The sequence below is a fragment of the Sinorhizobium fredii USDA 205 genome, from assembly GCF_001461695.1.
Lineage (GTDB): Bacteria > Pseudomonadota > Alphaproteobacteria > Rhizobiales > Rhizobiaceae > Sinorhizobium > Sinorhizobium fredii.
In genome coordinates, this window is sequence record NZ_AUTC01000001.1 from 150,009 (window position 1) to 176,478 (window position 26,470).

The following is a 26,470-nucleotide window of genomic DNA, read 5'->3' on the forward strand; positions in this document are numbered from 1 at the left end:
AACTCACTCGCAAAAGTTGGAGTTTCGCGACAGATACTTGCTACAGAAAGTATTCCACATTTCAGTTAGGGGCTGGCCCCTCGGTGCGGCCCTCGCATATTTCGTCGGCTACTGCATGTCTCCTTAAATCGACCTCGACTTAAGGACAAAGACATGCAGCAAATCAAAGTGCTACAGCGACCTTTGCGCGTCTGATAAGACGCGCGGCGCTGTAGGGCAGGCGGCTAAGCCGCCTTCGGCGCCTCCCCGTAGGGGTCGAACCGACCGTAGAAGGTCTCGCCCTTCTCTGCCATCTCCTTCAGAAGCGGCGTCGGCTTGAAGTGGTCGCCATAAGCCTTGGCTAGCTTGTTGCACATCGCGACGAAAGCCTTGGTGCCCATGCCGTCGATATAGGAGAGCGTGCCGCCGGTGTAGGGAGCGAAGCCGAAGCCGAGGATCGAGCCGACATCCGCCTCGCGCGGGTCGGTGACGATGCCTTCCTCGATAGTGCGGGCCGCTTCGAGCGCGATCGTCGCGAGGAAGCGCTGCTTCACCACCTCGACGTCGATCTTGTCGGCCGCCTTCTGCGGATAGAGCGTCTTCAGCTCCGGCCACAGATACTTCTTCGCCGGTTTCGCCGGGTATTCGTAGAAGCCCTTGCCGTTCTTGCGGCCGCGCCGGTCGAGTTCGTCGACCATCTTGTTGACCAGTGCCATGTGGCGCGGATCGACGGCCTTTTCGCCGAGATCGGCTACCGTCGCCTTGAGGATCTTCTGGCTGAGGTCGATCGCCACCTCGTCGTTGAGCGACAACGGACCGACCGGCATGCCGGCCATCTTGGCGGCATTCTCGATCATCGCCGGCGGCACGCCCTCGATCAGCATGTCATAGGCTTCGTGGATATAGCGGAAGACACAGCGGTTGACGTAGAAGCCGCGGGTGTCGTTGACGACGATCGGCGTCTTCTTGATCGCCGCGACATAGTCGAGCGCCGTGGCGAGCGCCTTGTCGCCGGTCTCCTTGCCGACGATCACTTCCGTCAGCATCATCTTCTCGACCGGCGAGAAGAAATGGACGCCGATGAACTGCTCCGGCCGTTTCGAATTCTTGGCAAGGCCGGTGATCGGCAGCGTCGAGGTGTTGGAGGCGAAGATGGCGTCCGGGGCGATGACCGCCTCGACCTTCTCGATCACGTCCTTCTTGACCTGCCGGTCCTCGAACACCGCCTCGACGACGAGGCCGGCGTCCTTGAGATCGCCATAGTCGGCCGACGGCGTGATGCGGGAAAGCAGCGCCTCGCCCTCTTCCTTGGTCAGCCGTCCCTTGCCGACCGAATCCTTGACCAGCCCTTCCGAATGCGCCTTGCCCTTTTCGGCCGCTTCCATGTCGCGGTCGATGAGGGTGACCGGGATGCCGGCGGCGGCCGTCACATAGGCAATCGAGGCGCCCATGAAGCCGGCGCCGATGACGCCGACCGTCTTAAACTCCGTCTTCGGTACGCCGGCCGGACGGCGTGCGCCTTTGCCGAGCTCCTGCATCGAGACGAAGAGCGAGCGGATCATCGAGAAGGCTTCGGTGGTCTGCAGAATCTCGGTGAAATAGCGTTGCTCGATCTTCAAGCCGGTGTCGAACGGCACCTGCAGGCCCTCATAGACGCATTTCAGGATGGCGATGGCGCCCGGATAGTTGCCGTAGGTTTCGCGGCGCAGAATGCCGGACGCTGCCGGCCAGAGCTGCGCGGAGGCAGGCGTCCAGACGCCGCCGCCCGGAAGCTTGAAGCCCTTCTCGTCCCAGGGCTGCACGGGCTTCAGCCCGTTCTTGATCATCGCCTTGGCGGCTTCGACCAGCTTCTCCGGTTCGACCACCTCATGCACGAGGCCCATCGCCTTGGCTCGCGCCGCGGTCAGCGACGAGCCGGTGGTCATCATCTGCAGGGCGTCCTGCGTGTTGGTGAGCCGCGGCACGCGCTGCGTGCCGCCGGCGCCCGGGAAGATGCCGACCTTGACCTCGGGGAGGGCGATCTTCACCGCTTTCGAATTGGAAGCGACGCGGCCGTGGCAGGCGAGCGACAATTCGAAGGCGCCGCCCATGCAGGTGCCGTTGATTGCCGAGACCCAGGGCTTGCCGCAGGTTTCGAGCTTGCGGAACAGCCCGGTCATGCGACCGACGAGGTTGAAGAGCTTCTGCGCGGCGTTGGCCGGATCCTTCTTCCTCTCCTCGGCCTGCAGCGTGAACATCGACTTGATCATCGACAGGTCGGCGCCGCCGGAGAAGGACGACTTGCCGGAGGTGAAGACGACGCCCTTGACGTTGGCATCGGCGGTCGTCTGATCGACGATCGCATCGAGTTCGTCCATCACTTCCTGCGTGAAGACGTTCATCGACTTGTCGGGCATGTCCCAGGTGACGAGTGCGATGCCGTCGGCGTCGGTTTCGATCTTGAAGTTCGTGTAAGACATATTCTCTCTCCCGGGATCGGATCAGACGCGTTCGATGATCGTGGCGGTGCCCATGCCGGCGCCGATGCAAAGCGTCACCAGCGCCGTGTTGAGGTCGCGTCGTTCGAGCTCGTCGAGGACGGTTCCGAGGATCATCGCGCCGGTCGCACCGAGCGGATGGCCCATGGCGATCGCGCCGCCATTGACGTTGATCTGGTCGTGCGGAATGTCGAAGGCCTGCATGTAGCGCAGCACCACGGCGGCGAAGGCCTCGTTGAGCTCGAAGAGATCGATGTCCGAAAGCTTCATGTCGGCGCGCTTCAGCAGCTTCTCGGTGACGTCGACCGGGCCGGTCAGCATCAGCGCCGGATCGGAACCGATATTGGCGAAAGCCCGGATGCGGGCACGCGGCTTCAGCCCCATGGCTTCGCCGCCGGCCTTCGAGCCGAGCAGCACCGCCGCGGCGCCATCAACGATGCCGGACGAATTGCCGGCGTGGTGGACATAGTTGATCCGCTCGATTTCCGGATGCGCCTGGATGGCGACGGCCTCGAAGCCGCCCATCTCGCCCGGCATCTGGAAGGAGGGGTTGAGCGAGGCGAGCGCCTGCATGTCGGTGCCGGGGCGCATATGCTCGTCGCGGTCGAGGATCGTCAGGCCGTTCTGGTCCTTGACCGGCACGACCGAATTCGCGAAATAGCCCTTTTCCCAGGCATGGGCGGCGCGTTTCTGGCTCTCCACCGCATAGGCATCGACGTCGTCACGCGAGAAGCCGTATTTGGTGGCGATCAGATCGGCCGAGACGCCCTGCGGCATGAAATAGGCCGGGAGGCTGACGGAGGGATCCATGAACCAGGAGCCGCCCGACATGCCGAGGCCGACGCGCGACATCGACTCGACGCCGCCGGCAATGACGATGTCGTCCGCCCCTTGGGCGATCTTGGCAGCGCCGAAATTGACGGCGTCGAGGCCGGAGGCGCAGAAGCGGGAGATCTGCATGCCCGGCGCCCGTGTCGAGTAGCCCGCTTCGAAGGCCGCCGCCTTCGGGATCACCGAGCCGGCATCCATGACCGGATCGACGCAGCCCATGACGATGTCGTCGACGCTCGAGGTGTCGAGCCCATTGCGGTCGCGGACCGCCTCGAGCACCTTGGCGGCGAGCCGGACGGACGGCACTTCATGCAGCGAGCCGTCCTTCTTGCCACGGCCGCGCGGCGTGCGCACGTGGTCGTAAACGAAGACTTTCGTCATGTCTCATCTCCCTTTCGTCGGCACCTTGTCGGGCCGCGCATCATTGGTTAGATCGGCACGCGGGCGGAAAACCGCCTCGCGGACCGTTCCTCATCCAGTTCCACTCTGAAATCAGAACGCGGCGGCGTCCAGCGCCATCAGCGTGTCGGCGCCGGTTTCAATGCGTGCCTTGCGCAGCGCCGTCTCCGGCAGAATGCGCTCCATGAAGAACTTGGCGGTAACCAGCTTGTTCTTCAGATAGTCCGCCTGCGCGGTTTCCCCCGCGGCAAGCTTCTCCTGCGCCGTCTTGGCGATCCTCGCCCACATGTAGCCGAGTACGACGAGACCGAAGAGATGCATGTAGTCGGTCGAGCCTGCGCCGGCATTGTCGGGCTTGGCCATGGCGTTCTGCATGAACCACATGGTTGCCGCCTGCAGGTCGTTGAGGCCCTTCTTCAGCGCCTTGGTGTAGCCGGAAAGACTTTCGTCGCCGCGGTTCTCCTCGCAGAAATCGCCGATTTCCTTGAACAGCGCCATGACGGCGCGGCCGCCATTCATCGCCAGCTTGCGGCCGACGAGGTCGAGCGCCTGGATGCCGTTCGCGCCTTCGTAGATCATCGCAATGCGGGCGTCGCGCACATACTGGCTCATGCCGTGCTCTTCGATATAGCCATGGCCACCGAACAGTTGCTGCGCCACGACCGCATGATCGAAGCCCTTGTCGGTCAGCACGCCTTTCAGGATCGGCGTCATCAGGCCGAGGATGTCGTCAGCGGCCTGGCGCTCGGCTTCGTTGTCGGAACGGTGGGCGATGTCCGACTTCAGCGCCGTCCAGAGGGTGAAGGCGCGGCCGGCTTCGTTGAAGGCCTTGATCGTCATCAGCGAGCGGCGCACGTCCGGATGAACGATGATCGGGTCCGCCTTCTGGTCGGGCGCCTTGGTACCGGAAAGCGAGCGGCCCTGGAGGCGTTCGCGGGCGTAATTGGCGGCATTCTGATAGGCGATCTCGGCGATCGCCAGCCCCTGCATGCCGACGGCAAGGCGGGCCTCGTTCATCATCACGAACATGGCGTTGAGGCCCTTGTTCTCCGTGCCGATTAGATAACCGGTCGCCTCGTCATAGTTCATGACGCAGGTGGAGTTGCCGTGAATGCCCATCTTGTGTTCGATCGCGCCGCAGGAAACGCCGTTGCGCTCACCCGGTTGGCCATCGTCGTTCAGCTTGAACTTCGGCACGATGAAGAGCGAGATACCCTTGACGCCTTCCGGCGCGCCCTCGATACGGGCAAGCACCAGATGGATGATGTTCTCCGCCATGTCGTGCTCACCGGCGGAGATGAAGATCTTCTGGCCGGAGATCCTGTAAGATCCGTCCCCGTTCGGTACGGCCTTGGTGCGAAGCAGGCCGAGATCGGTACCGCAATGCGGTTCCGTCAGGTTCATCGTGCCGGTCCAGGTGCCGTCGACCATCTTCGGCAGGTAGGCGCGCTTCTGCTCCTCGGAGCCGTGCACGAGGATGGCGGCGATGGCGCCCTGCGTCAGGCCGGGATACATCATCAGCGACATGTTCGCGGCGGACAGGAATTCGCCGACAGCGGTATGAAGCGCGTAGGGCAGACCCTGCCCCCCGAACTCCTCCGGCGCGGCGAGGCCCAGCCAGCCACCCTCGCGATAGAGATCGAAGGCCTGCTTGAAGCCGGACGGCGTGGTGACCGAGCCGTCGTCGTGGCGCTCGCAGCCTTCCTGATCGCCGGAAAGATTGATCGGGAAGAGTTCTTCCTCCGCAAGTCTGGCAGCCTCGCCGAGGATCGCCGCCACCGTGTCCGGTGTCGCATCCGCAAAGCCCGGCAGGTTGTGGTAGCGCTCGAGGCCGAGCACGTCGTTGAGGATGAACAGGGTGTCGTCGACCGGAGCCTTGTAGATGGGCATTTCTTCCTCGCCTTGATGTCCCCTCGGGCCGCGCGACGGCTTACCCGACTTGATCTGTCTTGAGCGCGCGCCGATGTGGTCGGTGTCGCACCGTTGGCAGGATGCTACAAAACTTTGACGTTTGCGTAAACGTCAAAAAATGCCGCATTGCAAAAATTTGGCGGAAGGTTACTGCCGGACCCGCAAGGACCTTTGAATGAAGATTAGGACCTGCGCAGATGGATAAATCGTTAAAAAACCGCGCCGATTAACGGGTTGTTTACCACGTTTAATGAATTGTGGGCTGTGAGATGGGCAAAGCTGCAACCGGAAAGCTCGCGTTGTTGTGGCTTTGCCCGCATCGGCTGGGCTGCTGAAGAGGAACGGACCTTAACGCCCTTCCGCGGCTTCCACGATAGTCGACGACAGGGGCGAAGAGACAATGAACGGATCGCGATCCAATCCTCAGCGCACAGCCAACCCGTCCTATGGCGACAGGCCGTCGCTTGATGCCCTGAACCGGACAATCGAAGGCCTCGAGGCACGCATCGAGGGCCTGATGAGCAGCGTCGGCCGCGAGCAACGCCAACCGGACCGCCCGGCAGCACCGGCGAACCACGCCGTTTCCGAAATACTCGAACGCCAGCGCGCCCTGAGCGCGGCACGGGAACAACTGCCGTTGCGCGAGCGCATTGTGGCGCGTCAATCCGATCGCCCCGCTCCCGCTCCCGCGCGTCTTGCGGAAGCGCCGCGATACCAGCCCACCCAGCCGGTGCCGGCTCAGCCGCCGCGTCCCTCCGCGGCAGCCGATATCGCAGAGGCTCTCGTCGGCCTGAGACAGGATCTGAAGCGCGATATCAGCGACGGGTTTGCCCGCGAAATGCATGCCCTTCGTTCGGAAATCCGCGGCATCAAGGCCGAGGCTTCCGAAGACCGCGGCTACGCCGCCGATATCAGGGCCGACCTGCAGCGGCTCGCCGACAACATCAACCAGCTCGGCCGGCAGGCGCCGTCCGCGCAGGCCGACGCGCTTCGCGTCGAATTCGACGACCTCCGGACGATGATCGACGGCCTGGCGCGCGAAGACAGCATGCGCCGCATGGAAAGCCGCTGGAGCGGCGTCGAGGATCGGCTGAACGCCTTCGACCAGAACCGCGATGACGAGCTCGTGGCGCTTGCCTACCGTCTTGACGAAATCAAGTCGCAGATCGGCACGCTGAACCAGGCCTCGCCGGTCGACATGCTGGAGGACAAGCTCGTCGCCGTGGCGCGGGCGATCGAGACGCTCGGGCGCCAAATGGAGCCGGACGACAGGCGCCTCGTCTCGCAGTTCGCCGAACTCGATCAGCGGCTCGACGAAATCAGCCGGGCGGTCGCCGTCGGCCGCAATGCCGCCAGCCTCGACAGCGCCTTCGTCAACCGGCTGGAAAACCGCCTGGGCGATCTCTCGCACCAGATCGACAATCTTGCCCGCCCGGCGGACGCTGGCCTGGGCGCACGGATCGAGGCCCTGGCCGCGCGCGTCGAAGACCTTGCCGGCGAGAGGGCGGCGGCCCGCCTCGAGGAGCGGCTCGATCAGCTTTCCGCGCTGCTAGAGCGCAGCCAGCGCACTGTGGCGCCGGAACTGGCGGACTATCTCGCCGATATTTCGCGCAAGATCGAGGCACTCGACCAGGGCAGCGTCAACGATGCCCTGGCAGAACGGCTCGATTATCTCGCCCGCCGAATCGACGAACTGGACGGCCATGGCGAATCGCCGGCGCCGGACATGCGCTTCGATCGGCTCGAAGACCGGCTAGCCGATATCGCGCAGCGCCTGGAGGAAACACAAGCCGCGCCCTTCGACGATCGCGAGGCGCTGCGCAATCTCGAAGCGCAGATCGGCAATCTTTCGGCGCTGGTGAGCCAGTCGCATCAGCAGCCGCCCGGCAGCGCGCCGGTCGAGTTCGAAAGCCGCATGACAGCGCTCGAAGACTATCTGGCGACCAGCGACGAATACATCATCGAAGCCGCCCGACAGGCCGCTGAAGCGGTCATGGAATCCTATGCCCGGAACGGAATGCCGCAGACCGCGTCTGGTGCCGACATGGCGGCGATCTCGGCACTTGCCGACGACCTTAGGGCGCTCGAAGACCTTAGCCGTTCGAGCGAAGATCGCACGGCGCGCACCTTCGAGGCTCTGCACGACACGCTCGTCCACATCGCCGAGAAATTGGAACGGCTCGAAGAGCGGGAGCCGGGAGCCGGAGTCGCCTCGCGCAACGCGCCGGCAATGCCGAAAGCGGTAGAGCCTGAATTTGCAGGTGCTTTCAACGAAGCCTATCCCGAGCGGCAAGGAGAGATTCAGCGGATTGGATCGGCAGTCGATGCCGACGCCGAAGTCACGGTCGCGAGCCCGGTCGCCGCCGACCTGTCTCCCTCAGTCGCTGCTTCGACGGTCGAGCTGGAAGAACCGCAGGTCGAGGTCCCGTCAGCAAAAGCGGGCCTGCTTGCCGGCCTGACAAGGCGCTTCTCCGCCAAGCGCAACGAGATGGCGCCCGCGCAGGCGCGCCAGATGGTCGAGCCCACCCCCTCGATCGACCCGTCCGAAATGCTCGCCCCGGAGGACGCCAACCAGTTGCTCGAGCCGGGCTCCGGCGTACCGGACGTCAAGAAGATTCTCGAGCGTGTGCGGGCCGGGCAAATGGCCCGCGGCAGCCAGCCGGCGGACGGCGGCGAAAAGGCGGACTTCATCGCTGCGGCGCGCCGTGCGGCGCAAATGGCCGTAGAGGAAGCCGATTCGCTGAAGAGCGCCAAAGACAAGGGACCGTCCGTCGCAGGTGGTGCCTTCGCCCGCCATCGCCGCCCGATCCTGATGGCGGTCGGCGCCGTGCTGCTGGCGATCATGTCCTATCCGCTGGTCAGCACGATGCTGAAGGGCAGGGACGCAGAGAGCGTCCGGCCCGCCGCGGCGATCGAACGCAAGGCAGAAGCCGACATTGCACCGAAGGCCGTCGGCGAGGAAGCGGCGAAGCCGGCTTCCGCCGCGGTCGCGGCAAAGCCCGCCGAGCCGCCGAAGGCTGAGGCTCCGGTCGTGATGACCGGCACGCCACCCATCGCGACAAAGACAGCCGCGACGGGCGTCGACAAGCCTGCCGCAGTCGTTTCGGCCGCCGAGGCTGGCCAGGCGCCCCTGTTGCAGCCAGTGGCCGAGCCGGCAAAGTCGGGCCCAGTCTCGACATTCCAGCCGACGATCCCAGGCGTACCCACGGCCGCGAATTTTGCGCCGGTCAAGGCGAGCGAAATCGTCCTGCCCGAAGGCTTTGGTCCGCCGGCGCTGTTGACGGCGGCGAAGGGCGGCGATCCGCTCGCCTATTACGAGATCGGCACCCGCTTCACCGAGGGACGCGGCGTCAAGGAAGATCTTGTCGAAGCTGCAAAATGGTATCAACGCGCCGCCAATGCCGGCGTCGTGCCGGCCGCCTACCGGCTCGCCAATCTCTACGAGAAGGGGGCGGGTGTCACCCGGGACGCGGCCAAGGCCAAGGCTCTCTACCAGAAGGCCGCCGAGGCGGGTAACGCCAGTGCGGCCCACAATCTCGCCGTCATGCTTGCCAGCGGCCGCGACGGTGCGCCCGATCTGGCCGCAGCCGTGAAATGGTTCGAAAAGGCCGCCAATCTCGGCGTTCGCGACAGCCAGTTCAATCTTGCCGTGCTCTATGCCCGCGGCAACGGCGTCGCTCAGAGTCTCGAGGATTCCTACAAGTGGTTCGCCATCGCTGCGCGCGAAGGCGACAAGGACGCCGGCGAAAAGCGCGACGAGATCGCCAAGGCGCTGAAGCCCGAGGAATTTGCGAGCGCCAAGGCGAAAGTCGAGGCCTGGAAAGTCCAGCCGGTCGACGCCGGCGCAAATACGGTGGATGTCCCGGACGCCTGGGTCGGTCCCTCGACGAAGACGGCTTCGGTCGACATGACGAAGGCCGTGCGCAACATCCAGGCTATTCTCAACAACAATGGCTTCGATGCCGGTGCGCCCGACGGGCAGATGGGCAAGAAGACGATCGCCGCGATCAAGGCGTTCCAGAAGTCGATCGGCCACGAGCCGACCGGTGAAGTCACCGACGGATTGGTGAAGGAACTTTTGAAGCGCAATTCATGAGGGCGGGGCGACCGTTCCCTCAAACGCCTGTGGGTTCGTCACCGCGCTTCCGGCGCTCCCCCGGCGCGGCAGAAAGCCGCATACCGCGGATGACCGGGCGGCGGCGCCGAAACTGCGGCTCCATGTCCCTGAAAAGGTTGACAGCTCCCGCCTGAGGGCGCATGAGCGGAGGCGCCGTCGGGCGTCCGGTTGGACGCAGGCGGTCGGTCGAAATGCCCCTGCTCGTGGTGAATTTCCGCCACTTCGAAGCATCCCGCCACGCCTCGCCCCGAAGCGGGGTGCGAATAATTCAAAGCATTGCACGATTCCTAAATCGTTTCCGGTTAGGAGTTGTGCAGGTGCAATTTTCACCCGCATCGCGGGTTCGTTGTTACATCGAGGTTTGGCCGTGACGGTCTATCTGCCTATTGCAGAATTGTCGGTGAACATATTCATCATTCTCGGCATGGGCGCGGCCGTCGGTTTTCTGTCGGGCATGTTCGGCGTGGGCGGCGGCTTCCTGATCACGCCACTGCTGATCTTCTATAACATCCCGCCGGTGGTGGCGGTGGCGACCGGGGCGAACCAGGTGGTCGCCTCGTCGATCTCAGGCGCCATCACCCATTTCCGGCGCGGCACGATCGACATCAAGCTCGGAACGGTGTTGCTCTGCGGCGGCCTCGTCGGCGCGACCTTGGGCGTCTGGCTGTTTTCGCTGCTGCGCAGCATCGGCCAGCTCGACCTCGTCATTTCGCTGCTTTACGTCGTCTTGCTCGGTTCGGTCGGCGGCCTGATGCTCTGGGAGAGCATCGGCGCGATGCGCAAGGCGGCCAGGAACCAGCCGACGCAGTTGCGCCGGCCCGGCCAGCACAACTGGATCCACGGCCTGCCGCTGAAGATGCGCTTCAAGAAGTCGAAGATCTATCTGAGCGTCATCCCGGTCGCCACGCTCGGCTTCTCAATCGGCATCCTGACGTCGATCATGGGTGTCGGCGGCGGCTTCATCATGGTGCCGGCGATGATCTATCTCCTGCGCATCCCGACCAGCGTCGTCGTCGGAACCTCGCTGTTTCAGATCGTCTTCGTCTCGGCCTATACGGTGATCGTCCAGGCCTCGACCAACTATACGGTCGACATCGTGCTGGCCTTCGTCCTGATGATCGCCGGCGTCATCGGTGCGCAATATGGCGTGCGCGTCGGCCAGCGGCTGCGCGGCGAGCAGTTGCGGGCCCTTCTGGCGTTGCTCGTGCTTGCGGTCGGCATCCGGCTGTCGATCGAGCTCATCATTCCGCCGAAGGACATCTATTCGGTGGTTTCAGCGGGGTTCGGCTTCTGATGCGCGCGCTCGCCCGCCTCGTCCTGTTTGCTGTCGCCTTGACGGTCTGCGGGCCGGTGGCGGCGCAGTCGCTCGAGCGGGAAGTCGGCGACTTCACCGAAAAGCTCGAGATCGGCATCTCGACGGACGAGATTTCCATCACCTCCGACTTCCGCGGCGCCGACCTGACGATCTTCGGCGCCATCGACGGCTTCGACGCCGACCTTCTCGCCCAGGGCAAGTACAACATCATCGTCGTGCTCGAAGGGCCGAAGGACAACGCGACGGTGCGCAAGAAGCAGCGTGTCTTCGGGATCTGGGTCAACACCCAGTCGATGACCTTCGAGCTGGTGCCGGAAGCCTATTCGCTGTCGAGCACGCGTGACATCGCGACGATCGCTCCGCCGCGCGACATCGCCAATATGGGCATTGGCGTCGATCACATGCGGCTGGTGCCGCTCGGCTTCATCGGCGACGGCAGCAGCCTCGGCGAGTTCCGCAACGCGTTTCGCCGCATCCGCGAGGAAAGCGGCGTCTACCAGCGCGATCCGGGCGGCGTGCAGTTCATCAGTTCGAGCCTGTTCAAGGCATCGGTCCGCCTGCCGGCCAATGTCCCGAACGGCATTCATGTGGTGCGCGCCTATCTGTTCCGCGACGGCCTCTTCGTCGCCGCCAAGGCCCTGCCGCTCAGGGTGGTGAAAACCGGCCTCGAACAGGCGATCACCCGCGCCGCACACGAGCAGCCGCTCATCTACGGCTTTCTTGCCGTGACACTGGCGGTGATCACCGGCTGGGGCGCCAGCCTGCTTTTCCGCAAGGAGTGAGGGCGGAACTGAGTTGCGCCTGTAACCGGTCTTCGTCGGTGTTGGCGCGTTCCCTTTTGTGCCGTTGGGGTTTAAGAGAGGCTGAAGATCAGCAATGCCCCTTCTGTCCTGCGCTGAAAGGGCGACGACAACTTCGGGAGGCCGCCTCCCGGAAGCAGAGGAAAGCCCATGAAACCGATTTTCGTGCAATTGCAATGCGCTCCCGGCCGGACCTACGAGGTTGCCGACGAGATCTACCGCAAGGAAATCGTCTCGGAGATGTATTCGACGAGCGGTGACTACGACCTGCTTCTGAAGATCTATGTCGAGGAAGGCCAGGACATCGGCAAGTTCATCAACGACAATATCGCCAGCGTGCCGGGCATTTCCCGTTCGCTGACGACGCTCACCTTCAACGCGTTCTAACCCAACAGGTTGGCGAAGCGCACCGAATAGATGCGGTCGCGGCCGAGCATATGGGCGACGAGCCGCTCGCGCTCGAAAAGGCCGCTCATGGCGCGGTGCCGGAGATCGAGCCCGCCGGTGGTGACGCCGAAGGCCGGCATCAGCAGCCGTTTGCCGTCCGTTGCGAAACAGGCGCGCCGGATGGACCTTTCCCGGCGCCGGACCGTTGCCGACGGATGCAGATGGCCGGCGATTTCGCCGAGGCCGTCCGCCATGGACGGCTCATGGCGAAAGACCAGCCCCGCATGTCGGAGTTCGTCCATCGATGCGCCGGGCAGACTCGGGGCGCCATCCGGGTCATGGTTGCCGTTGATCCAGATCCAGTCGCGGCCGCGGGCCATCAAGGCGATCATCTGGCGGAAGGTCTCAGGCATCGCCGCTGAGCCGCGCCGGTCATGAAAATTGTCGCCAAGGCTGATCACCGTTGCGGGATCGTGCCGCGCGACGATCGCCTCGAGGATGCGCAAGGTCGCCAGCGTGTCATAGGGCGGCAGCATCATGCCGCGCCGGGCGAAGGCGGAGCCTTTTTCGAGGTGGAGGTCGGACACCACCAGCGTCCGGGTCTCGGGCAGAAAGAGACCGCCGAGCGCATCACAGATGGCGGCCACACCGTTGACCGTCGTGTGCGCCTGGAAGAAGGCGCTTGTCGCGGTAGCCGATGTCGCGTGAATGAGCCGGTGCATGGTCACACGGATATTCTCAGGGGCGACGCGCCCAGCCCTGCACCCCCCTCTGGCCTGCCCCCCACAAGGGGGGAGATCGGCCCGCGGCGAGCCCAACGCTCCAATAGAAATCGTCGCATACTCTGGACACGTTCCGAGGAGTGCGTCGCGCGTGCCGCATGTGTTCTCCCCCCTTGTGGGGGAGATGGCCGGTAGGCCAGAGGGGGGTAGAGCGGCGGCATCCCGCCCGGAACGTCCACAATCTCTCTCACACCGCTCTCCTATTCACCCGCAGTATGCCCGATCCCCATCGCCTCAATGATCAGTTCATCGGCGGCTTCTGTCAGCAGGAAGTCGTGGGCCTCTCCATGAACCGATTCCCGGCCGATCTCCAGCATGACCGGAACGGCGAGCGGCGAGATACGATCGAGCCGGCGATGGGTGATGTGTCCCTTGATTCGCTTGAGCATAGAACCGAGGCGGCCAATGTCCAAAAGTCCTGTCGCCGCGTCGTGGCGCGTTGCTTCCAGGAGGATGTGGTCGGGCTCGTGCATCCGCAATACGTCGTAAATGAGGTCGGCGGAAACCGTGACCTGTCGACCGGTTTTTTCCTTGCCCGGGTGGCGCTGGTCAATCAATCCGGCAATCACTGCGCAGGTCCGAAAGGTCCGCTTCAGCAGGAAGGATTCGTTCAGCCAGGCCTCCAGGTCATCGCCGAGCATGTCCTCGTCGAAAAGCTGCGCAAGCGATGGGGTCCGCGCCCGGAATGCTGCGCCCATGTCGTCGAGCGCCCAGATGCCGAGCGAATAGTCGGTCGCGACGAAGCCGAGCGGCTTCAGGCCGGCCCGGTCGAGGCGGCGGGTGAGCAGCTGCCGAGCGTCTGGTGGGCGAGCCGCCCCTCGAAGGCATAGGTGACCATGTAGTGGCGGCTGCCGCGCGGGAAGGTCTCGATCAGCAGCTCGTCCTCGCGCGGCAGCATCGAGACGTCGCCCTGCAGCGCCAGCCAGTCGCGCACCTGGTCCGGCAGCGAGGCACGGCGCGCCGGGTCGGCTAGCATCTTTCTGACCTGCGCGGCCAGATAGGTGGAGAGCGGAAACTTGCCGCCGGCATAGCTCGGCACCTTGGGGTCGAAGGAAAAGGCCTGCGAAACGAGACACTCGCTTTCGCGGATGCCCTCGAAGCGCAGCACCTTGCCGGAAAAAAGAAACGTGTCGCCCGGCGACAGCATTTCGAGGAAGTACTCCTCCACCTTGCCGAGCGACATGCCGCCGCGGCCGAGCGAGCCACGTGCGTTCCGCTTCACCATGCGCACGTTCAGCATCGGCGATTCGACGATCGTGCCGACATTCAGCCGGTATTGCTGCGCGACCATCGGATTCGAAACCCGCCACAGCCCTTCCTTGGTCTTGCGGATGCGGGCGTAGCGCTCATAGGTGCGAAGCGCGTAGCCGCCGGTCGCGACGAGGTCGATGACCCGCTCGAACGTCTCCCAGGTGAGATCGGCATAGGGAGCCGCGCTGGTGATCTCGTCATAAAGCTGCAGCGCGTCGAAGGGCTTCGCGCAGGCCATGCCGAGCACGTGCTGCGCCAGTACGTCGAGCGCACCCTTGCCGACCGGCGGCGTATCCTGCGCGCCGACATAATTGGCGTCGAGCGCCGCCTGGCATTCCATCACCTCAAAACGGTTGGCCGGAACGAGGATCGCCCGGCTCGGCTCGTCCATGCGGTGGTTGGCGCGGCCGATGCGCTGCGCGAGCCGGCTTGCCCCTTTCGGGGCGCCGACATGGACGACCAGGTCGACGTCGCCCCAGTCGATACCGAGATCGAGCGTCGAGGTGGCGACGACGGCGCGCAGCCGGTTGTCGGCCATCGCGGCCTCGACCTTGCGGCGCTGGGCGACGTCGAGCGAGCCATGGTGCAGCGCGATCGGCAAGTTGTCGTCATTGATCGTCCAGAGCGCCTGGAAGAGCATCTCCGCCTGGCTGCGCGTGTTGACGAAGAGCAGCGTCGTGCCGTGCGCCTTGATTGCCGCATAGATATCCGGGATCGCATAACGGGCCGAGTGCCCGGCCCAGGGCACGTGGCTCTCGGCGCGCAGAATGGAGATTTCGGGTTTTGCCCCGCCGGATACGGTGATCAATCCGGCATGGCTCTCCTCGTCCGGGGGCTGGCCAACCAGCCAGCGCTGCAGCTCCATCGGCTCGGATACCGTCGCCGAAAGGCCGATCGTCTGCAGGCCCGGCGCCAGGCGGCGCAGCCGCGCCAACCCGAGGGCGAGCAGATGGCCGCGCTTCGAGGTGACGAGCGAATGCAGCTCGTCGAGCACGACATAGCGCAGATCCTTGAAGAAGCGCTCCGTCTCGCCATCGGCGACGAGCAGCGCAAGCTGCTCAGGCGTGGTCAGCAGCAGGTCGGGCGGGCTTAGCTTCTGGCGTTGCCTCTTGCCCTGCGGCGTGTCGCCGGTGCGGTTTTCGATCCGCACCGGCAGGCCCATTTCATTGACCGGTTTCGTCAGGTTGCGCTCGATATCGACGGCGAGCGCCTTGAGCGGCGAAATATAGAGCGTGTGAATGCCGACGAAGGCGGAGCCGGGCGGGATCCTGCCGCGCCGGGTGACATCGACCAGCGACGGCAGGAAGCCGGCAAGCGTCTTGCCCGCCCCCGTCGGCGCGATCAGCAAGGTGCTTTGCCCGGCTTCGGCCCGTGACAGGAGTTCCAGCTGGTGGGCGCGCGGCCGCCAGCCCTTTTCGGCGAACCATCGCAGAAAGGGCGCCGGCAACGTCAGGGCGTCGCTTTCCGGCAATGGGGAATCGATCCTGTCCACGGGGAACAAAGGTAGATCAAACGTTGCAAAAGAGAAGCCCGCAGGTCTCATGCTCGCAATTGCCCTCACGCTGGGCCTGTCGAAGCAAGCGGGGAGAGGGACAGGGCGGCGCGGCACACCCCTTCGCCCCGCTTGCGGGGAGAAGGTCGCGGCAGCGGGATGAGCGGGGGGTCGCTTTCGTACTGTGCCGCTCCCCGGCGAAACGTTAGAATGCAATGTAACGGTCGGCGCGGTGGTTGATTGCCACGAAGAGGTTGAGGACGAGCGCGCCGAGCACCGACCAGAGAACGACCCGGGGCGTCGTGACCGCAAACGCAACGGCAAGGACCACCATGTCGATCGCGAGCTGCACGAGGCCGGCACGGATGCCGAAGCGCTCCTGCAGATAGACGCCCAGAATGCCGACGCCGCCGAGGCTGGCGCGGTGGCGGTAGAGCGCCAGAACGCCGTATCCCAGCAACAATCCGCCGAGAAGGGCAGCCCAGCCGGGATGAATCTGTTCGATCTCGAACAGTCGCGACTGCACGTCGGTCAGGAACGAGGTGAGGCCGATGGCAATGAAGGTCTTGATGGTGAAGGCGCGACCCAGCCGCTTCAGCGACAGGTAGAAGAACGGCAGGTTCAGCAGGAAGAAGGCGAGGCCGAAATTCACACCGGTCGCATAGTGCAGCAGGAAGGCGACGCCGGCGGTGCTTCCGGTCAGCAGTCCGGCGCTGGCGAGGAAGTAGAGCCCGAGGGCTGCGACGAGGCTGCCGGAAAAGACGCCCTGCACATCCTCGATCGGCGTATGCCGATTGGGGCTGGTATTCCAGAGACCGAAAACGCTGCTCGTCTGTGCCATGGCGAACTCCCGTGAAGAGCTCCACCATTTGCTGCGGCGCACAAACAGAATCAAGGAAAATATGTAAGCAATACTGACCTATTTTCGCATGTCAGAATTGCGTTTCACGCAGGCTTGCGGGCGAGAAACAGGATGCCCGCAATCGGCATCCCGGCATCCATGCGAATGATGGTCCGTTCGATGGCGATCGCCGACAGCCCGAACTCAGCACAGAGCGACGCGACATAGGATTCCGAATGCGCGTAGCGCAGCGACGGACGGAGTACGAAACCGTCCGTATCCGCCGCGTCCTCGACGGAGAAGGCGAACAGCCCGCCCGGCGCCAGAAGCCGGTCTGCGATGACGAAGGCGCTTTCGAGACCGCCGAGATACATCAGCACGTCCGCAGCGCTGACGAGATCGGCGCGTCGCTCCGCGAGTTCGCCGAAGATGCCGCAATCGTCCGGCGACAACGACAGGTCCGCCTGGCCCAGCCTATCGTAGAGCGCTTTGCCTTCCGCCTTGGCCAGCATGTTGGCCGAGAGATCGAAGCCCTCGAGGAAATCCGCCCTGTGGCGAATGCGCTCGCCGAAGAGCCCGGTGCCGCAGCCGAGATCGGTGACATGGCGAAAATCTTGACCACCGGTCGCCCGGTCGATCAGCGCCGCCAGCTTTTCCGGGACGCTGTAGTCGAGCTTCTCGACGAGGGCCTGATCGAAGCGCTCGGCATAGTCGTCGAAGAGCCGCGCCACATAGGTGCTCGGCGGCTGCTCCGGCATGGCGCTGGCGCCGAGCAGCGCCAGTTTCAGGCTGGCCCCGAAAATATCCTCGGGGTTGAGGCGAAGCGTGTTGCGCAAGGCCGCGACGGCCGCCTCTTTTCGGCCTGATTTCTCCTCATAGTCCGCCAGCCGGAACCAGCCGGCTGCCCAGTTCGGCACGAGCTCCAGCGCCTGGGCCATGAGTTCGGCGGCGCCCTGGTGGTCGCCGCTTTCGGCGAGCATCTTGGCGTAATCGGCGCGGCGATCGGCGATCAGATCGCCGGAGGAGAGCTGGTGAGTGGTCATAGGGGCGGCAGGTTGGGTTGCGACGGACGCTTCTGGCGCCGGACGCGGCAAAACACAAGCGGAATCTGAAAGACTGCATTTCGCGCGGCTTGCGGCCCCTGGCGGAGCGGCTTATGTGATGGGAAACAGGAGAATTATTCGCTGATGTCGGACGGCGTAAACAAATTTCTCGGCGATTCACCGCTGCGCGTGCTCGTCAAGCTCGTTGTCGTGTCGATCCTCGTCGGCTTCGTCATGACCGTCTTCGACTGGCGTCCCTTGGACCTTCTCGACGGTATCCGCGACTTTGTCGTCGACCTCTGGCGCACCGGCTTTGCGGCGCTTGGGCGCGTCGGCGATTACCTGCTGCTCGGCGCTGCCGTGGTCATTCCTGCCTTCATCATCCTACGTCTCCTCAGCTATCGACGGTAAGCATGCAGGACCAGTTCTTTCTTCCCCGCAGACGGCTTGTTCTGTCCGCCGGTGCCGTGATTTCCCTCGGGCTTATCGCCGGCTGCTCGACGTCCGGCCTCCTTTCTCCCGACGACGGCACGGGGAGCGACCAGACCGAGGCGACGCTCGGCTATGTCAACACGCTGCGCAAGGGCAAGGGGCTTGCGACCCTCGAGCGCGACCCCGCCGCGTCGGTTGCCGCGATGCATCAGGCCGCCCGCATGGCGCGCGTCGGCAAGATGAAGCACAACATCGGCTGGCGCGACGATTTCGCCGATCGGATGAAGGGCGACGGCGTTACCCTTCCGGCTGCCGAGAACATCGCCATGGGCCAGGATAACGCCGAGCGGGCCTATGAAGCCTGGTTCAATTCGCCGAAGCACCTCGAAAACATGCTCGGCCGCTATCGCGGCCTTGGCGTGGCGGTGGCGCAAAATACCGCTTCCGGAAATCGGCCGTTTTGGGCCATGGTGCTCTCCGGCTGAGTTGATTCCCAAGATGGCCTTGCGGAAACGGCCGCAGGGCACTGAAGATGACTGCCATGGAAGGCCTTGAGCGCGAAAGGCTTGCCCGCGAAGCGGGTCCTTTTGACGTCACCAACCGGCTGATCCTCTCGATCGCCCTGCCGATGACGCTCGGGTTTTTGACGACGCCGCTGCTCGGCCTCGTCGACACCGGCGTCGTCGGCAGGCTCGGCCGGGCCGAGATGCTGGCCGGCCTCGCCATCGGCGCCGTCCTGTTCGATCTGATCTTCACCACCTTCAATTTCCTGCGCGCTTCGACCACCGGCCTCGTCGCACAGGCCTATGGCCGCGGCGACCGGCGCGAGCAGCAGGCGGTGTTCTGGCGCTCGCTCGTGATCGCGCTCTTCTGCGGGGTCGCCATCGTCCTCCTGTCGCCGCTTCTGCTGGCACTCGGCCTGTGGCTGATGGCGCCGGAGGCGGAAGTCGCCACAGTGACGCGCACCTATTTCCTTTACCGCATGCTCTCCGGCCCGGCGGCGCTCGCCAACTATGCGATCCTCGGCTTTGTTCTCGGCCGTGGCGAAGGCACGCTCGGGCTGCTGCTGCAAACGCTCATCAACGGCATCAACATCGTGCTTGCCATCCTCTTCGGCCTTGTCCTCGGATGGGGCGTTGCCGGTGTCGCGATCGCTACGGTGACGGGGGAGGTGGCCGGCGCCGTGGCAGGCTTCGCCATCGTCTACGGACGTTTCGACAAGCGGGACGCGCCGGGCTGGGCAACGATCTTCGCCGGCGACCGGCTCAAGGCGCTGTTCGGGCTCAACCGCGACATCATGATCCGTTCCTTCGTGCTGCTCGCCGCCTTCACGCTGATGACCCGTATCGGCTCGTCCCTGGGGCCGGTGACGCTCGCGGCCAATGCCGTGCTGATGACCATTTTCCTTGTCGCCGGCTATTATCTCGATGGCCTTGCCAATGCGGCCGAGCAACTGACCGGACGCTCGATCGGCGCTGCCTATCGCCCCGCCTTCGATCGTGCCCTGCGCATGACGGCTCTCTGGGCTCTGGGCCTCGCCCTGCTGACGACGATCGCTTTCCTCGCCTTCGGCAATGCGCTCGTCGATCTGCTGACCACGGCGCCGGAGGTGCGGGCGCTCGCCTATGAATATATGCCCTGGGCGGCGGTGACGGCGCTCACCGGCGCGATGGCCTTCCTGATGGACGGCGTCTTCATCGGCGCCACCTGGTCGCGCGACATGCGCAACATGATGCTCGCCGCCTTCGTCGTTTACGGCGCGGCACTCGCATTTCTCGTGCCCACCTTCGGCAATCACGGCCTATGGGCGGGGCTCAACCTGTTCCTGCTGCTGCGCGGCCTGTTCCTGGTACTGCTGCTGCCGCGGCGCGCCGCTCAGACGTTCCGCCCGGCCCAGTAGTCGAGACGGCTGTCGCGGATTTCGCGGATGGTGGTCAGCTTGTCGCGATCGCAAAGCCCAGAGAGGCCCCGGACGATCCGGCCGGGCAGCCCCGGCCCCTCGTAGACCATGCAGGAATAAAGCTGGACGAGGTCGGCGCCGGCGCGGATCTTTTCCGCCGCGGTCTCCGCCGAACTGACCCCGCCGACACCGATGATCGGCACGTTTGGCCCAAGTCGTTTGCGCATCCGGGCGAGCACCGCCGTCGATTTCTCGAAGAGCGGCTTGCCGGAAAGCCCGCCAGCCTCCTTGGCCTGTCGCTGATCCCTGAGGCCTTCGCGCGCGAGCGTCGTGTTGGAGACGATCAGGCCGTCGAGATTATGGGCCAACACTTCCGCCGCGATGTCGTCCATGCCTGCTTCGGTGAGATCCGGGGCGATCTTCAGGAACACCGGAACCCGCCTGCCGCCTTTCCCCACTTCCTCGTCGCGAGCGGCGAGGACGGCCGAAAGCAGCGCCGCCAGGCTCTCGCGGGCCTGCAGGTCGCGCAGGCCCGGCGTGTTGGGCGAGGAGATATTGGCGGTGAAGTAGCGAGCCACCGCATAGAAGGTGCGGATTCCCGCAACATAGTCGGCAATCCGGTCGGCGCTGTCCTTGTTGGCGCCGATATTGACGCCGATCAGCGCCTGGCGCGCGCAGGCCTGAAGGCGCGCCAGCGCCGCCCCGTGTCCATCATTGTTGAAGCCGAGCCGGTTGATCACCGCCTCGTCCTCGACCAGCCGGAAAATCCGGGGCTTGTCATTGCCCTGCTGCGGTCGCGGCGTCACCGTGCCGATCTCGGTGAAGCCGAAGCCGAGCCGCAACAGAGCCTCCGGCACTTCGGCATTCTTGTCGTAGCCGGCGGCCATGCCGACCGGATTCGGAAAGACAAGGCCTGCAATGGTCTGCTCGAGCCTGGTATCGGCCGGAGCGGCACAGCTCGGCGCGAGGCCGCTCTTCAGCGCCTTGATCGAAATCCCATGGGCGGTTTCCGGGTCCAGAAGGAACAGGCCGCGGCGGGCGAGGCGTTCGAGAGGTCCGGTCATGGTGCTAGCTCGGGGAAGATATGCTTGCCGTCGGAACCGAGCGGCAGGGGCTTTTCCCACAGCACCGCGTCGAGCGTCAGCGGTCCATAGAGATGCGGAAACAGCGCTCCGCCGCGCGAGGGCTCGTAGACGAGCTTGTCGCCGAGCGCGCCTGCGTCGACGGCGACGAGCAGCAGATCCGTCTGGCCCTCGAAATGTCGCGCTGCGGTCTCGCCGACCTGATCGCCCGTCGAGAAATGAATGAAGCCGTCGGCGAGGTCGACGGGCGCGCCGGCGAATTGTCCGGCACGCCGGGCTTCCTGCCATAGAAGCGCCGGAACGATCTTGTATATGGTAGCGTTCATCTTTGTCCGCTCGTCCGTCATGAATCCGAGCCATGGCCTTGCCGCAAATATCGGCGCATGTCCACCGCGGTGCACCTGATTGAACGCGGATTTCCGCCAGTCTCCAAGGGAGAGGATGTCATGAGGAAGTCAACTGCAGCGCTCGCCTTCGGCCTGGGACTCGGATTGGCCCTCCCGGCCGGGGCCCAGCAGCCGGCGCCGGGCCGCTTCAGCATGCAGAAGTCGGAGACAGGGTTCGCGCGGCTCGACACGGAGACCGGCGAGGTTACCCTCTGCCGGGAGAAGAACGGCGAACTCATCTGCCGGATGGCCGCTGACGAGCGCGCCGCCTTCGAGCGGGAGCTCGACCTGCTCACCAAACGGGTCGAAGCCCTGGAAAAGGCTGTGCAGGGCGGGGCGACCGCCGTGAAACCGGATCTCCCGACCGACGAAGAGATTGACCGGACCATGAGCATCATGGAAAGAATGATGCGCAAGTTCATGGATATCGTGAAGGATCTCGAAGGCCGCGATACCACCGAGCAAGGTGGACCGGTGCCTGACAAGACCTGATCGTCCTGAGCGGACACCGAGCGGCGCGTGGAGGACGAAGCCGATCGGTGAGGACCATGCGGCATTCTGAATGCTGCATCCGAGGCTCTTGGGAGGGAGCGTCATCATGCCCGACATGACCATCATCATTGCTGACGACCATCCGCTGTTCCGCGGTGCGATGCGCCAGGCGCTGAGCGGCATGGACGGCGCGCCCGCCATTGTCGAGGCCGGCGATTTCGCAGCCGCTCGCAAGGCCGCGGCGGACAATCCGGATGCCGATCTGATGCTTCTCGATCTCACCATGCCGGGGGTCAGCGGTCTCTCCGGCCTTATCGCGCTGCGCGCCGAATTCCCCAGCCTGCCGGTGATGATCGTCTCGGCCCATGACGATCCGGCGACCATTCACCGCGCCATCGATCTCGGCGCGGCGGGCTTCCTGTCGAAATCGGCCGGCATCGAGGAAATCCGCGACGGCATCGAGAAGGTCATGGCGGGTGAAATCTTCGTCCCGGCCGGCTACGACCAGAACCAGGAATACGAGCCGGAAGTGGCCGACCTCCTGCATCGCCTGCAGACCCTGACGCCGCAGCAGTCGCGCGTCCTGTCGATGCTCGCCGAGGGCCTGCTGAACAAGCAGATCGCCTACGAGCTCGGCGTCTCCGAGGCGACCATCAAGGCGCACGTCTCGGCGATCCTCCTGAAGCTCAATGTCGACAGCCGCACTCAGGCGGTCATCCAGCTTTCGAAGCTCGGAAGCGTGGCAGCGGCCTAGGCGGCAGCAATGGCGGATGGCTTGCCCCTTTCGCCGACCGATATTGAGGGGACTGGGAGCTTGCCGCGTGTCCCTTCGCCCCGCTTGCGGGGAGAAGGTGCCGGCAGGCGGATGAGGGGCAAATCCACCGGATGAAACTGCCTCTACTCCGCAGCCGCGCGTCCCGCTGCGGCGAGCTGGGTCAGCCAGGCGCGCAAGGCGCCCGGGCGGACCGGCTTGTGCTGCAGTGAAACTCCATCACGCTCCGCTGCGCCGCGGACCTCCGGCGTGCGGTCAGCGGTTACCATCAGGGCTGGAATGCCTTCCTTCCAGAGCGCGCGGATCGAGGCGATCGCCTCGATGCCGGTGCCGTCGTCGAGGTGATAGTCGGCGACGATCGCGTCGGGCCGCGTCGGCAGGTTTTCCGGGCCTATCTGAGCGCAGGCGGCCACCGATTCCACCGTTGTGACGGCGCAGCCCCAGCCGCCCAAGAGCAGCGCCATGCCCTCGAGGATCTTCGGCTCGTTATCGACGCAGACGATATTGAGCCCGGTCAGCGCGTCGCTCGTCTTCGTCGCGGCGACCGGCTGCGGCCTTTCCGGCGCGGCGGCGCTTGTATCGAGCGGTACGCTAACCTTGAAACCGGTGCCCTTTCCCGGCTTCGACCGCAGGCCGACCGGATGGCTGAGCACACGCGAGATGCGGTCGACGATCGAGAGGCCGAGGCCGAGCCCGGAGGCCGTACGCGCCCCTTCGTCGAGGCGTGCGAATTCCTTGAACACGGTCCGGAACTTCGACGCCGGAATGCCGATGCCGGAGTCGAGCACCTCGATCGTCGCCGCCTGCCCGTGCCGCCGGACGCCGACCAGCACCTTGCCCTGGAGCGTGTATTTGATCGCATTCGAGACGAGATTCTGGACGACGCGTCGTAGGAGGTTCGGATCGCTGCGCACCACGATCGAGGTCGGCATGACCGTGAACTCGATTTCCTTCGCCCGCGCCATCGGGGCGAAGTCCGTCTCGATGCGCCTCAACAGATCATCAAGCGGCACCGCCTGCAGCCGCGGTTTCATCGCGCCGGTGTCGAGCCGCGAGATGTCCAGCACTGCTCCGAGAATGGCCTCCACCGATTCCAGCGAGGAGTCGATGTTCTGGACCAGCGCCTTGTTGTCGGAATCGCCGAGCCGCTCGACGAGCGACGAGGAATAGAGCCGCGCCGCATTCAACGGCTGCAGGATGTCGTGTCCGGCGGCGGCGAAGAAGCGGGTCTTGCCGATATTGGCGTCTTCGGCGGCGGCGCGCGCCTCGCCGAGTTCCCGGTTGACCCGCGTCAATTCGCTCGTCCGCTCGGCGACGCGCAGTTCCAGCGTCTCGTTCGCCTGCTTGAGTGCCATGTCGGCCGCAACGCGCGGGGTGATGTCGGTATAGGTGGTGACGATGCCCTTGTCGGGCATGGCGTTGGTCCGGACCTCGACGATCCGGGCGCCGTTGCCGAGCTCCAGCAGGAAAGGCTTGTCGAGCGCCAGGAAGTTGGCGACCAGCGCCTTTTCCTCGTCCTTACGGATGTCGCCGCGGCGCGCGAGGACCGCCACGATATCCGTGAGTGGGAAGCCGACCTGGCCGGCGGCCTCAGGCAGATCGAGCAGTTCCCGGAAACGGCGGTTCCAGATGATCAGATTGCTGGCATTGTCGAAGACCGCGATGCCTTGGTCCATCTGTGAGAGCGCCGTCTGCAGCATGTCCTGGTTATGTTGCAAGGCCTCGCTCGCCTGGTCGAGCAGCCAGGCCGTATCCGACGAGGTGTCGTCCATGCGCTGCAGCGCCAGCGAAAACACCAGCCGGGCCGAAGAGGAGCCGATGGCGCTACCGAGCAATTGTTCGGAAAAATGAACGAGGGCCATGTCGGCGGAAGCATTCTCGTCGAGCCAGCGCCCCGACTGCTGCTCGTAGGTGTGGAAGGAGCGCTGCATGCGCTCCTCGCCCATATAGCGGGCGATCGTCGTCTTGAGGTCGCGCACCGTGACCTTCGTCTTGCGTCCGCGGAAGGCCCGATCCGTGCGCGAGCGGCGCGTGATGAAAACACCGGCCTGGAAGCGTTCGAGCGGCTTCGGCGTGCGGGTCAGTGAGCCGAGCACATAGGCGGACACGTTGACGAGCAAGCTGAGGGCCGATGCGTTGACGAGCGGGTCGGACTGCGGCCCCGAGAAGAGATCGGTAAACGGCAGGAGAAAGCTCAGGATCGTCGAGGCGACGTGGGAATTGTCGGGGCCGCCGAGGCTCGGCAGGAACAGGATATAGGCCCAGACGAGAAAGCCGCTGACCATGCCCGCAATCGCGCCCCGGGCGTTCGCCTGCCTCCAGACGAGACCTCCGAGCAGCGCCGGCGCCATCTGCGAGATGGCGACGAAAGAGAGCAGTCCGAGTGAGGCGAGGCCGGCGCTTATGTCGGCCGAGCGATAGTAGCTGTAGCCGAGCAGCAGGACGACGAAGATCGCCGTGCGGCGAATGTTGAGCAGCGTGCCGGCCACGCTCTCCTGCAGAGTGCCGCGCGTGCCGAGCCGCTGGCGCAGGAAGACCGGCATCACGATGTCGTTGGAGATCATGATCGACAGCGCCACCGAGGCGACGATGACCATGGCCGTGGCGGCGGAAAATCCGCCGATGAAGGTGAGGAGCGTGATGAGCGGCACATCGCCGGCAAGCGGCAGGGCCAGGAGATAGAGGTCGGCGTCGCCGGAGCCGGAGAAGGTCAGGATACCGGCAATGGCGATCGGCAGGACGAAGAGGTTGATGGCGATCAGGTAGAGAGGAAACAATACCCCGGCGGTGCGCAGCTCGTTCTCGGTGCGATTCTCGACGACGGTGACGTGGAACTGCCGCGGCAGCATGATGATCCCGAAGGCGGAGAGCACGATCAGCAGGATCCACCGCGCGGTCGGCGTCTGATACTCGAGGGTGGAAAGGACCGCGGAGCTCTGTTGGGCTGCTTCCAACAGATTTGCCGGCCCGTCGAACAGCACGAAGACGATGTAGATGCCCGCCGTCAGCATCGCGACAAGCTTGACGACCGATTCCATCGCAATCGCCAGAATCAGCCCGTCCTGGTGCTCGGTCGCATCCGTGTGGCGCGTGCCGAAGACGATCGCGAAGCAGGCGAGAAAGAGCGTGACGAGCAGCGGCAGGTCGATGAAGTTTTCGCCCGCGCCGATGCCGTAGTCGCTGGTGTCGATCATCGCGGCGACCGAACTCGAAACCGCCTTGAGCTGAAGGGCGATGTAGGGAATGGCCCCGACCAGCGAGATCAGCGCGACGATCGCCGCCACCGCCGGGTTCTTGCCGTAGCGCGCCGCTACGAAATCGGCGACCGAGGTCAGCTTCTCGGTCTTGGCGAGCCGCACGATCCTGCGGATCAGCGGCATGCCGAGCGTGAACATCAGGATCGGCCCGATATAGATGCCGGTGAACTCGAGCCCATGCTCGGCGGCGAGCCCGACGCCGCCGAAATAGGTCCAGGAGGTGCAGTAGATCGCCAGGCTCAGCGCATAGACCAGCGGCCTGCCCTTGCTGGCAATCTTGCTTTTGCTGGCGCGGCGGTCGCCGTAGCTTGCGACTGCGAAGAGCAGCAGCAGATAGGCGAAGGCCGAGGCAAAAATGACCGAACCCGAAAGCATGCCTCACTCCTCGACGGGCAGCATAGGGCAAGTCCATCCCATTGAGAATTGGTTGCTTTATGCGTCTTAAGTCCAAGACGGGGCCGAGCTTGAGCCTTGCTGCACTTGCGCGAGCCGTCCCGCCGCGCCTAGATCGCGAAGGGCGGTTC

General features: G+C 64.7%; 18 protein-coding genes and 1 pseudogene. 9 read left to right on the forward strand and 10 right to left on the reverse strand.

Annotated features, from left to right (window positions below; all coding sequences use genetic code 11):
* Nucleotides 1–224 precede the first annotated feature (224 nt).
* The 3 genes from N181_RS00715 to N181_RS00725 all read right to left on the reverse strand — a co-directional run bounded on the left by N181_RS00715 (nt 225) and on the right by N181_RS00725 (nt 5,576).
* Nucleotides 225–2,438, reverse strand: coding sequence for an FAD-dependent oxidoreductase (locus N181_RS00715; RefSeq protein WP_037391930.1), 2,214 nt, complete (start codon nt 2,436–2,438; stop codon nt 225–227).
* A 21-nt stretch (nt 2,439–2,459) separates the two neighbouring features.
* Complete coding sequence (locus N181_RS00720; protein ID WP_037391931.1) at nt 2,460–3,668, reverse strand: acetyl-CoA C-acetyltransferase; 1,209 nt, start codon at nt 3,666–3,668, stop codon at nt 2,460–2,462.
* 111 nt (nt 3,669–3,779) lie between these two features.
* Nucleotides 3,780–5,576: an acyl-CoA dehydrogenase C-terminal domain-containing protein gene (locus N181_RS00725; RefSeq protein ID WP_037391933.1), complete on the reverse strand. Its 1,797-nt coding sequence runs from the start codon at nt 5,574–5,576 to the stop codon at nt 3,780–3,782.
* Between the two features lie 421 nt (nt 5,577–5,997).
* Between N181_RS00725 and N181_RS00730 the strand changes: the two genes are divergently transcribed.
* From N181_RS00730 to N181_RS00745, 4 genes are all read left to right on the forward strand, one after another.
* Nucleotides 5,998–9,693 (forward strand): peptidoglycan-binding protein, encoded by a 3,696-nt coding sequence (locus N181_RS00730; RefSeq protein WP_037391934.1) that lies wholly within the window; start codon nt 5,998–6,000, stop codon nt 9,691–9,693.
* Between the two features lie 388 nt (nt 9,694–10,081).
* The gene (locus tag N181_RS00735; protein ID WP_014327221.1) at nt 10,082–11,008 is read left to right on the forward strand and encodes a sulfite exporter TauE/SafE family protein; all 927 of its coding nucleotides are present in this window, start codon (nt 10,082–10,084) and stop codon (nt 11,006–11,008) included.
* Nucleotides 11,008–11,811, forward strand: a complete 804-nt coding sequence (locus tag N181_RS00740; RefSeq protein WP_014327222.1) for a TIGR02186 family protein — start codon at nt 11,008–11,010, stop codon at nt 11,809–11,811. The genes N181_RS00735 and N181_RS00740 overlap by 1 nt, the downstream gene beginning before the upstream one ends.
* A 168-nt stretch (nt 11,812–11,979) precedes the next feature.
* Nucleotides 11,980–12,216, forward strand: a complete 237-nt coding sequence (locus tag N181_RS00745) for an Lrp/AsnC ligand binding domain-containing protein (RefSeq protein WP_014327223.1) — start codon at nt 11,980–11,982, stop codon at nt 12,214–12,216.
* On the opposite strand, the gene pdeM is transcribed toward N181_RS00745, so the two are convergent.
* From pdeM to N181_RS00765, 4 genes and pseudogenes are all read right to left on the reverse strand, one after another.
* On the reverse strand, nt 12,213–12,938 hold the full coding sequence (pdeM, locus tag N181_RS00750) for a ligase-associated DNA damage response endonuclease PdeM (RefSeq protein WP_037391935.1): 726 nt from the start codon (nt 12,936–12,938) through the stop codon (nt 12,213–12,215). The genes N181_RS00745 and pdeM overlap by 4 nt on opposite strands.
* 260 nt (nt 12,939–13,198) lie before the next feature.
* Nucleotides 13,199–15,750, reverse strand: a pseudogene (locus N181_RS00755) (ligase-associated DNA damage response DEXH box helicase).
* 196 nt (nt 15,751–15,946) lie between these two features.
* A complete protein-coding gene (locus tag N181_RS00760) occupies nt 15,947–16,582 on the reverse strand; it encodes a DUF6198 family protein (protein ID WP_014327226.1) in 636 nt (211 codons plus the stop codon).
* 104 nt (nt 16,583–16,686) lie between these two features.
* Nucleotides 16,687–17,625: a class I SAM-dependent methyltransferase gene (locus N181_RS00765; RefSeq protein WP_014327227.1), complete on the reverse strand. Its 939-nt coding sequence runs from the start codon at nt 17,623–17,625 to the stop codon at nt 16,687–16,689.
* A 144-nt stretch (nt 17,626–17,769) separates the two neighbouring features.
* Between N181_RS00765 and N181_RS00770 the strand changes: the two genes are divergently transcribed.
* From N181_RS00770 to N181_RS00780, 3 genes are read left to right on the forward strand one after another with little or no spacing between them, the layout of a single operon-like run.
* A complete protein-coding gene (locus tag N181_RS00770) occupies nt 17,770–18,036 on the forward strand; it encodes a DUF6460 domain-containing protein (RefSeq protein ID WP_014327228.1) in 267 nt (88 codons plus the stop codon).
* A 2-nt stretch (nt 18,037–18,038) separates the two neighbouring features.
* Nucleotides 18,039–18,542 carry a CAP domain-containing protein gene (locus N181_RS00775; protein WP_014327229.1) on the forward strand — a complete coding sequence of 168 codons (504 nt, stop codon included), beginning with the start codon at nt 18,039–18,041 and terminating at the stop codon, nt 18,540–18,542.
* 47 nt (nt 18,543–18,589) lie between these two features.
* Entirely contained in the window at nt 18,590–19,957 is a 1,368-nt protein-coding gene (locus tag N181_RS00780; protein ID WP_014327230.1) for an MATE family efflux transporter, read from the forward strand.
* On the opposite strand, the gene N181_RS00785 is transcribed toward N181_RS00780, so the two are convergent.
* Both N181_RS00785 and N181_RS00790 read right to left on the reverse strand, forming a co-directional pair.
* Complete coding sequence (locus tag N181_RS00785) at nt 19,933–21,021, reverse strand: quinone-dependent dihydroorotate dehydrogenase (protein ID WP_037391939.1); 1,089 nt, start codon at nt 21,019–21,021, stop codon at nt 19,933–19,935. The genes N181_RS00780 and N181_RS00785 overlap by 25 nt on opposite strands.
* Nucleotides 21,018–21,365, reverse strand: a complete 348-nt coding sequence (locus N181_RS00790) for a DUF952 domain-containing protein (protein ID WP_037391961.1) — start codon at nt 21,363–21,365, stop codon at nt 21,018–21,020. Before N181_RS00790 ends, N181_RS00785 begins: the two co-directional genes overlap by 4 nt.
* A 120-nt stretch (nt 21,366–21,485) precedes the next feature.
* On the opposite strand from N181_RS00790, the gene N181_RS00795 reads away from it, so the two are divergent.
* The gene (locus tag N181_RS00795) at nt 21,486–21,917 is read left to right on the forward strand and encodes a hypothetical protein (protein ID WP_014327232.1); all 432 of its coding nucleotides are present in this window, start codon (nt 21,486–21,488) and stop codon (nt 21,915–21,917) included.
* A gap of 106 nt (nt 21,918–22,023) precedes the next feature.
* Nucleotides 22,024–22,671: a response regulator gene (locus tag N181_RS00800; protein WP_014327233.1), complete on the forward strand. Its 648-nt coding sequence runs from the start codon at nt 22,024–22,026 to the stop codon at nt 22,669–22,671.
* Nucleotides 22,672–22,814: 143 nt separating this feature from the next.
* Here N181_RS00800 and N181_RS00805 read toward each other — a convergent pair whose 3' ends face one another.
* Nucleotides 22,815–26,321, reverse strand: a complete 3,507-nt coding sequence (locus N181_RS00805) for a hybrid sensor histidine kinase/response regulator (RefSeq protein WP_037391940.1) — start codon at nt 26,319–26,321, stop codon at nt 22,815–22,817.
* Between the last annotated feature and the right edge of the window lie 149 nt (nt 26,322–26,470).

Bases quoted from the DNA above. Each gene is read 5' to 3' on its own strand.
- N181_RS00730 (WP_037391934.1), top strand. From the start codon at position 5,998: ATGAACGGATCGCGATCCAATCCTCAGCGCACAGCCAACCCGTCCTAT.
- N181_RS00745 (WP_014327223.1), top strand. From the start codon at position 11,980: ATGAAACCGATTTTCGTGCAATTGCAATGCGCTCCCGGCCGGACCTAC.
- N181_RS00785 (WP_037391939.1), bottom strand. From the start codon at position 21,021: ATGACCGGACCTCTCGAACGCCTCGCCCGCCGCGGCCTGTTCCTTCTG.
- N181_RS00765 (WP_014327227.1), bottom strand. From the start codon at position 17,625: ATGACCACTCACCAGCTCTCCTCCGGCGATCTGATCGCCGATCGCCGC.
- N181_RS00800 (WP_014327233.1), top strand. From the start codon at position 22,024: ATGCCCGACATGACCATCATCATTGCTGACGACCATCCGCTGTTCCGC.
- N181_RS00720 (WP_037391931.1), bottom strand. From the start codon at position 3,668: ATGACGAAAGTCTTCGTTTACGACCACGTGCGCACGCCGCGCGGCCGT.
- N181_RS00760 (WP_014327226.1), bottom strand. From the start codon at position 16,582: ATGGCACAGACGAGCAGCGTTTTCGGTCTCTGGAATACCAGCCCCAAT.
- pdeM (WP_037391935.1), bottom strand. From the start codon at position 12,938: ATGCACCGGCTCATTCACGCGACATCGGCTACCGCGACAAGCGCCTTC.
- N181_RS00780 (WP_014327230.1), top strand. From the start codon at position 18,590: ATGACTGCCATGGAAGGCCTTGAGCGCGAAAGGCTTGCCCGCGAAGCG.
- N181_RS00805 (WP_037391940.1), bottom strand. From the start codon at position 26,321: ATGCTTTCGGGTTCGGTCATTTTTGCCTCGGCCTTCGCCTATCTGCTG.
- N181_RS00795 (WP_014327232.1), top strand. From the start codon at position 21,486: ATGAGGAAGTCAACTGCAGCGCTCGCCTTCGGCCTGGGACTCGGATTG.
- N181_RS00725 (WP_037391933.1), bottom strand. From the start codon at position 5,576: ATGCCCATCTACAAGGCTCCGGTCGACGACACCCTGTTCATCCTCAAC.
- N181_RS00715 (WP_037391930.1), bottom strand. From the start codon at position 2,438: ATGTCTTACACGAACTTCAAGATCGAAACCGACGCCGACGGCATCGCA.
- N181_RS00775 (WP_014327229.1), top strand. From the start codon at position 18,039: ATGCAGGACCAGTTCTTTCTTCCCCGCAGACGGCTTGTTCTGTCCGCC.
- N181_RS00770 (WP_014327228.1), top strand. From the start codon at position 17,770: ATGTCGGACGGCGTAAACAAATTTCTCGGCGATTCACCGCTGCGCGTG.
- N181_RS00790 (WP_037391961.1), bottom strand. From the start codon at position 21,365: ATGAACGCTACCATATACAAGATCGTTCCGGCGCTTCTATGGCAGGAA.
- N181_RS00740 (WP_014327222.1), top strand. From the start codon at position 11,008: ATGCGCGCGCTCGCCCGCCTCGTCCTGTTTGCTGTCGCCTTGACGGTC.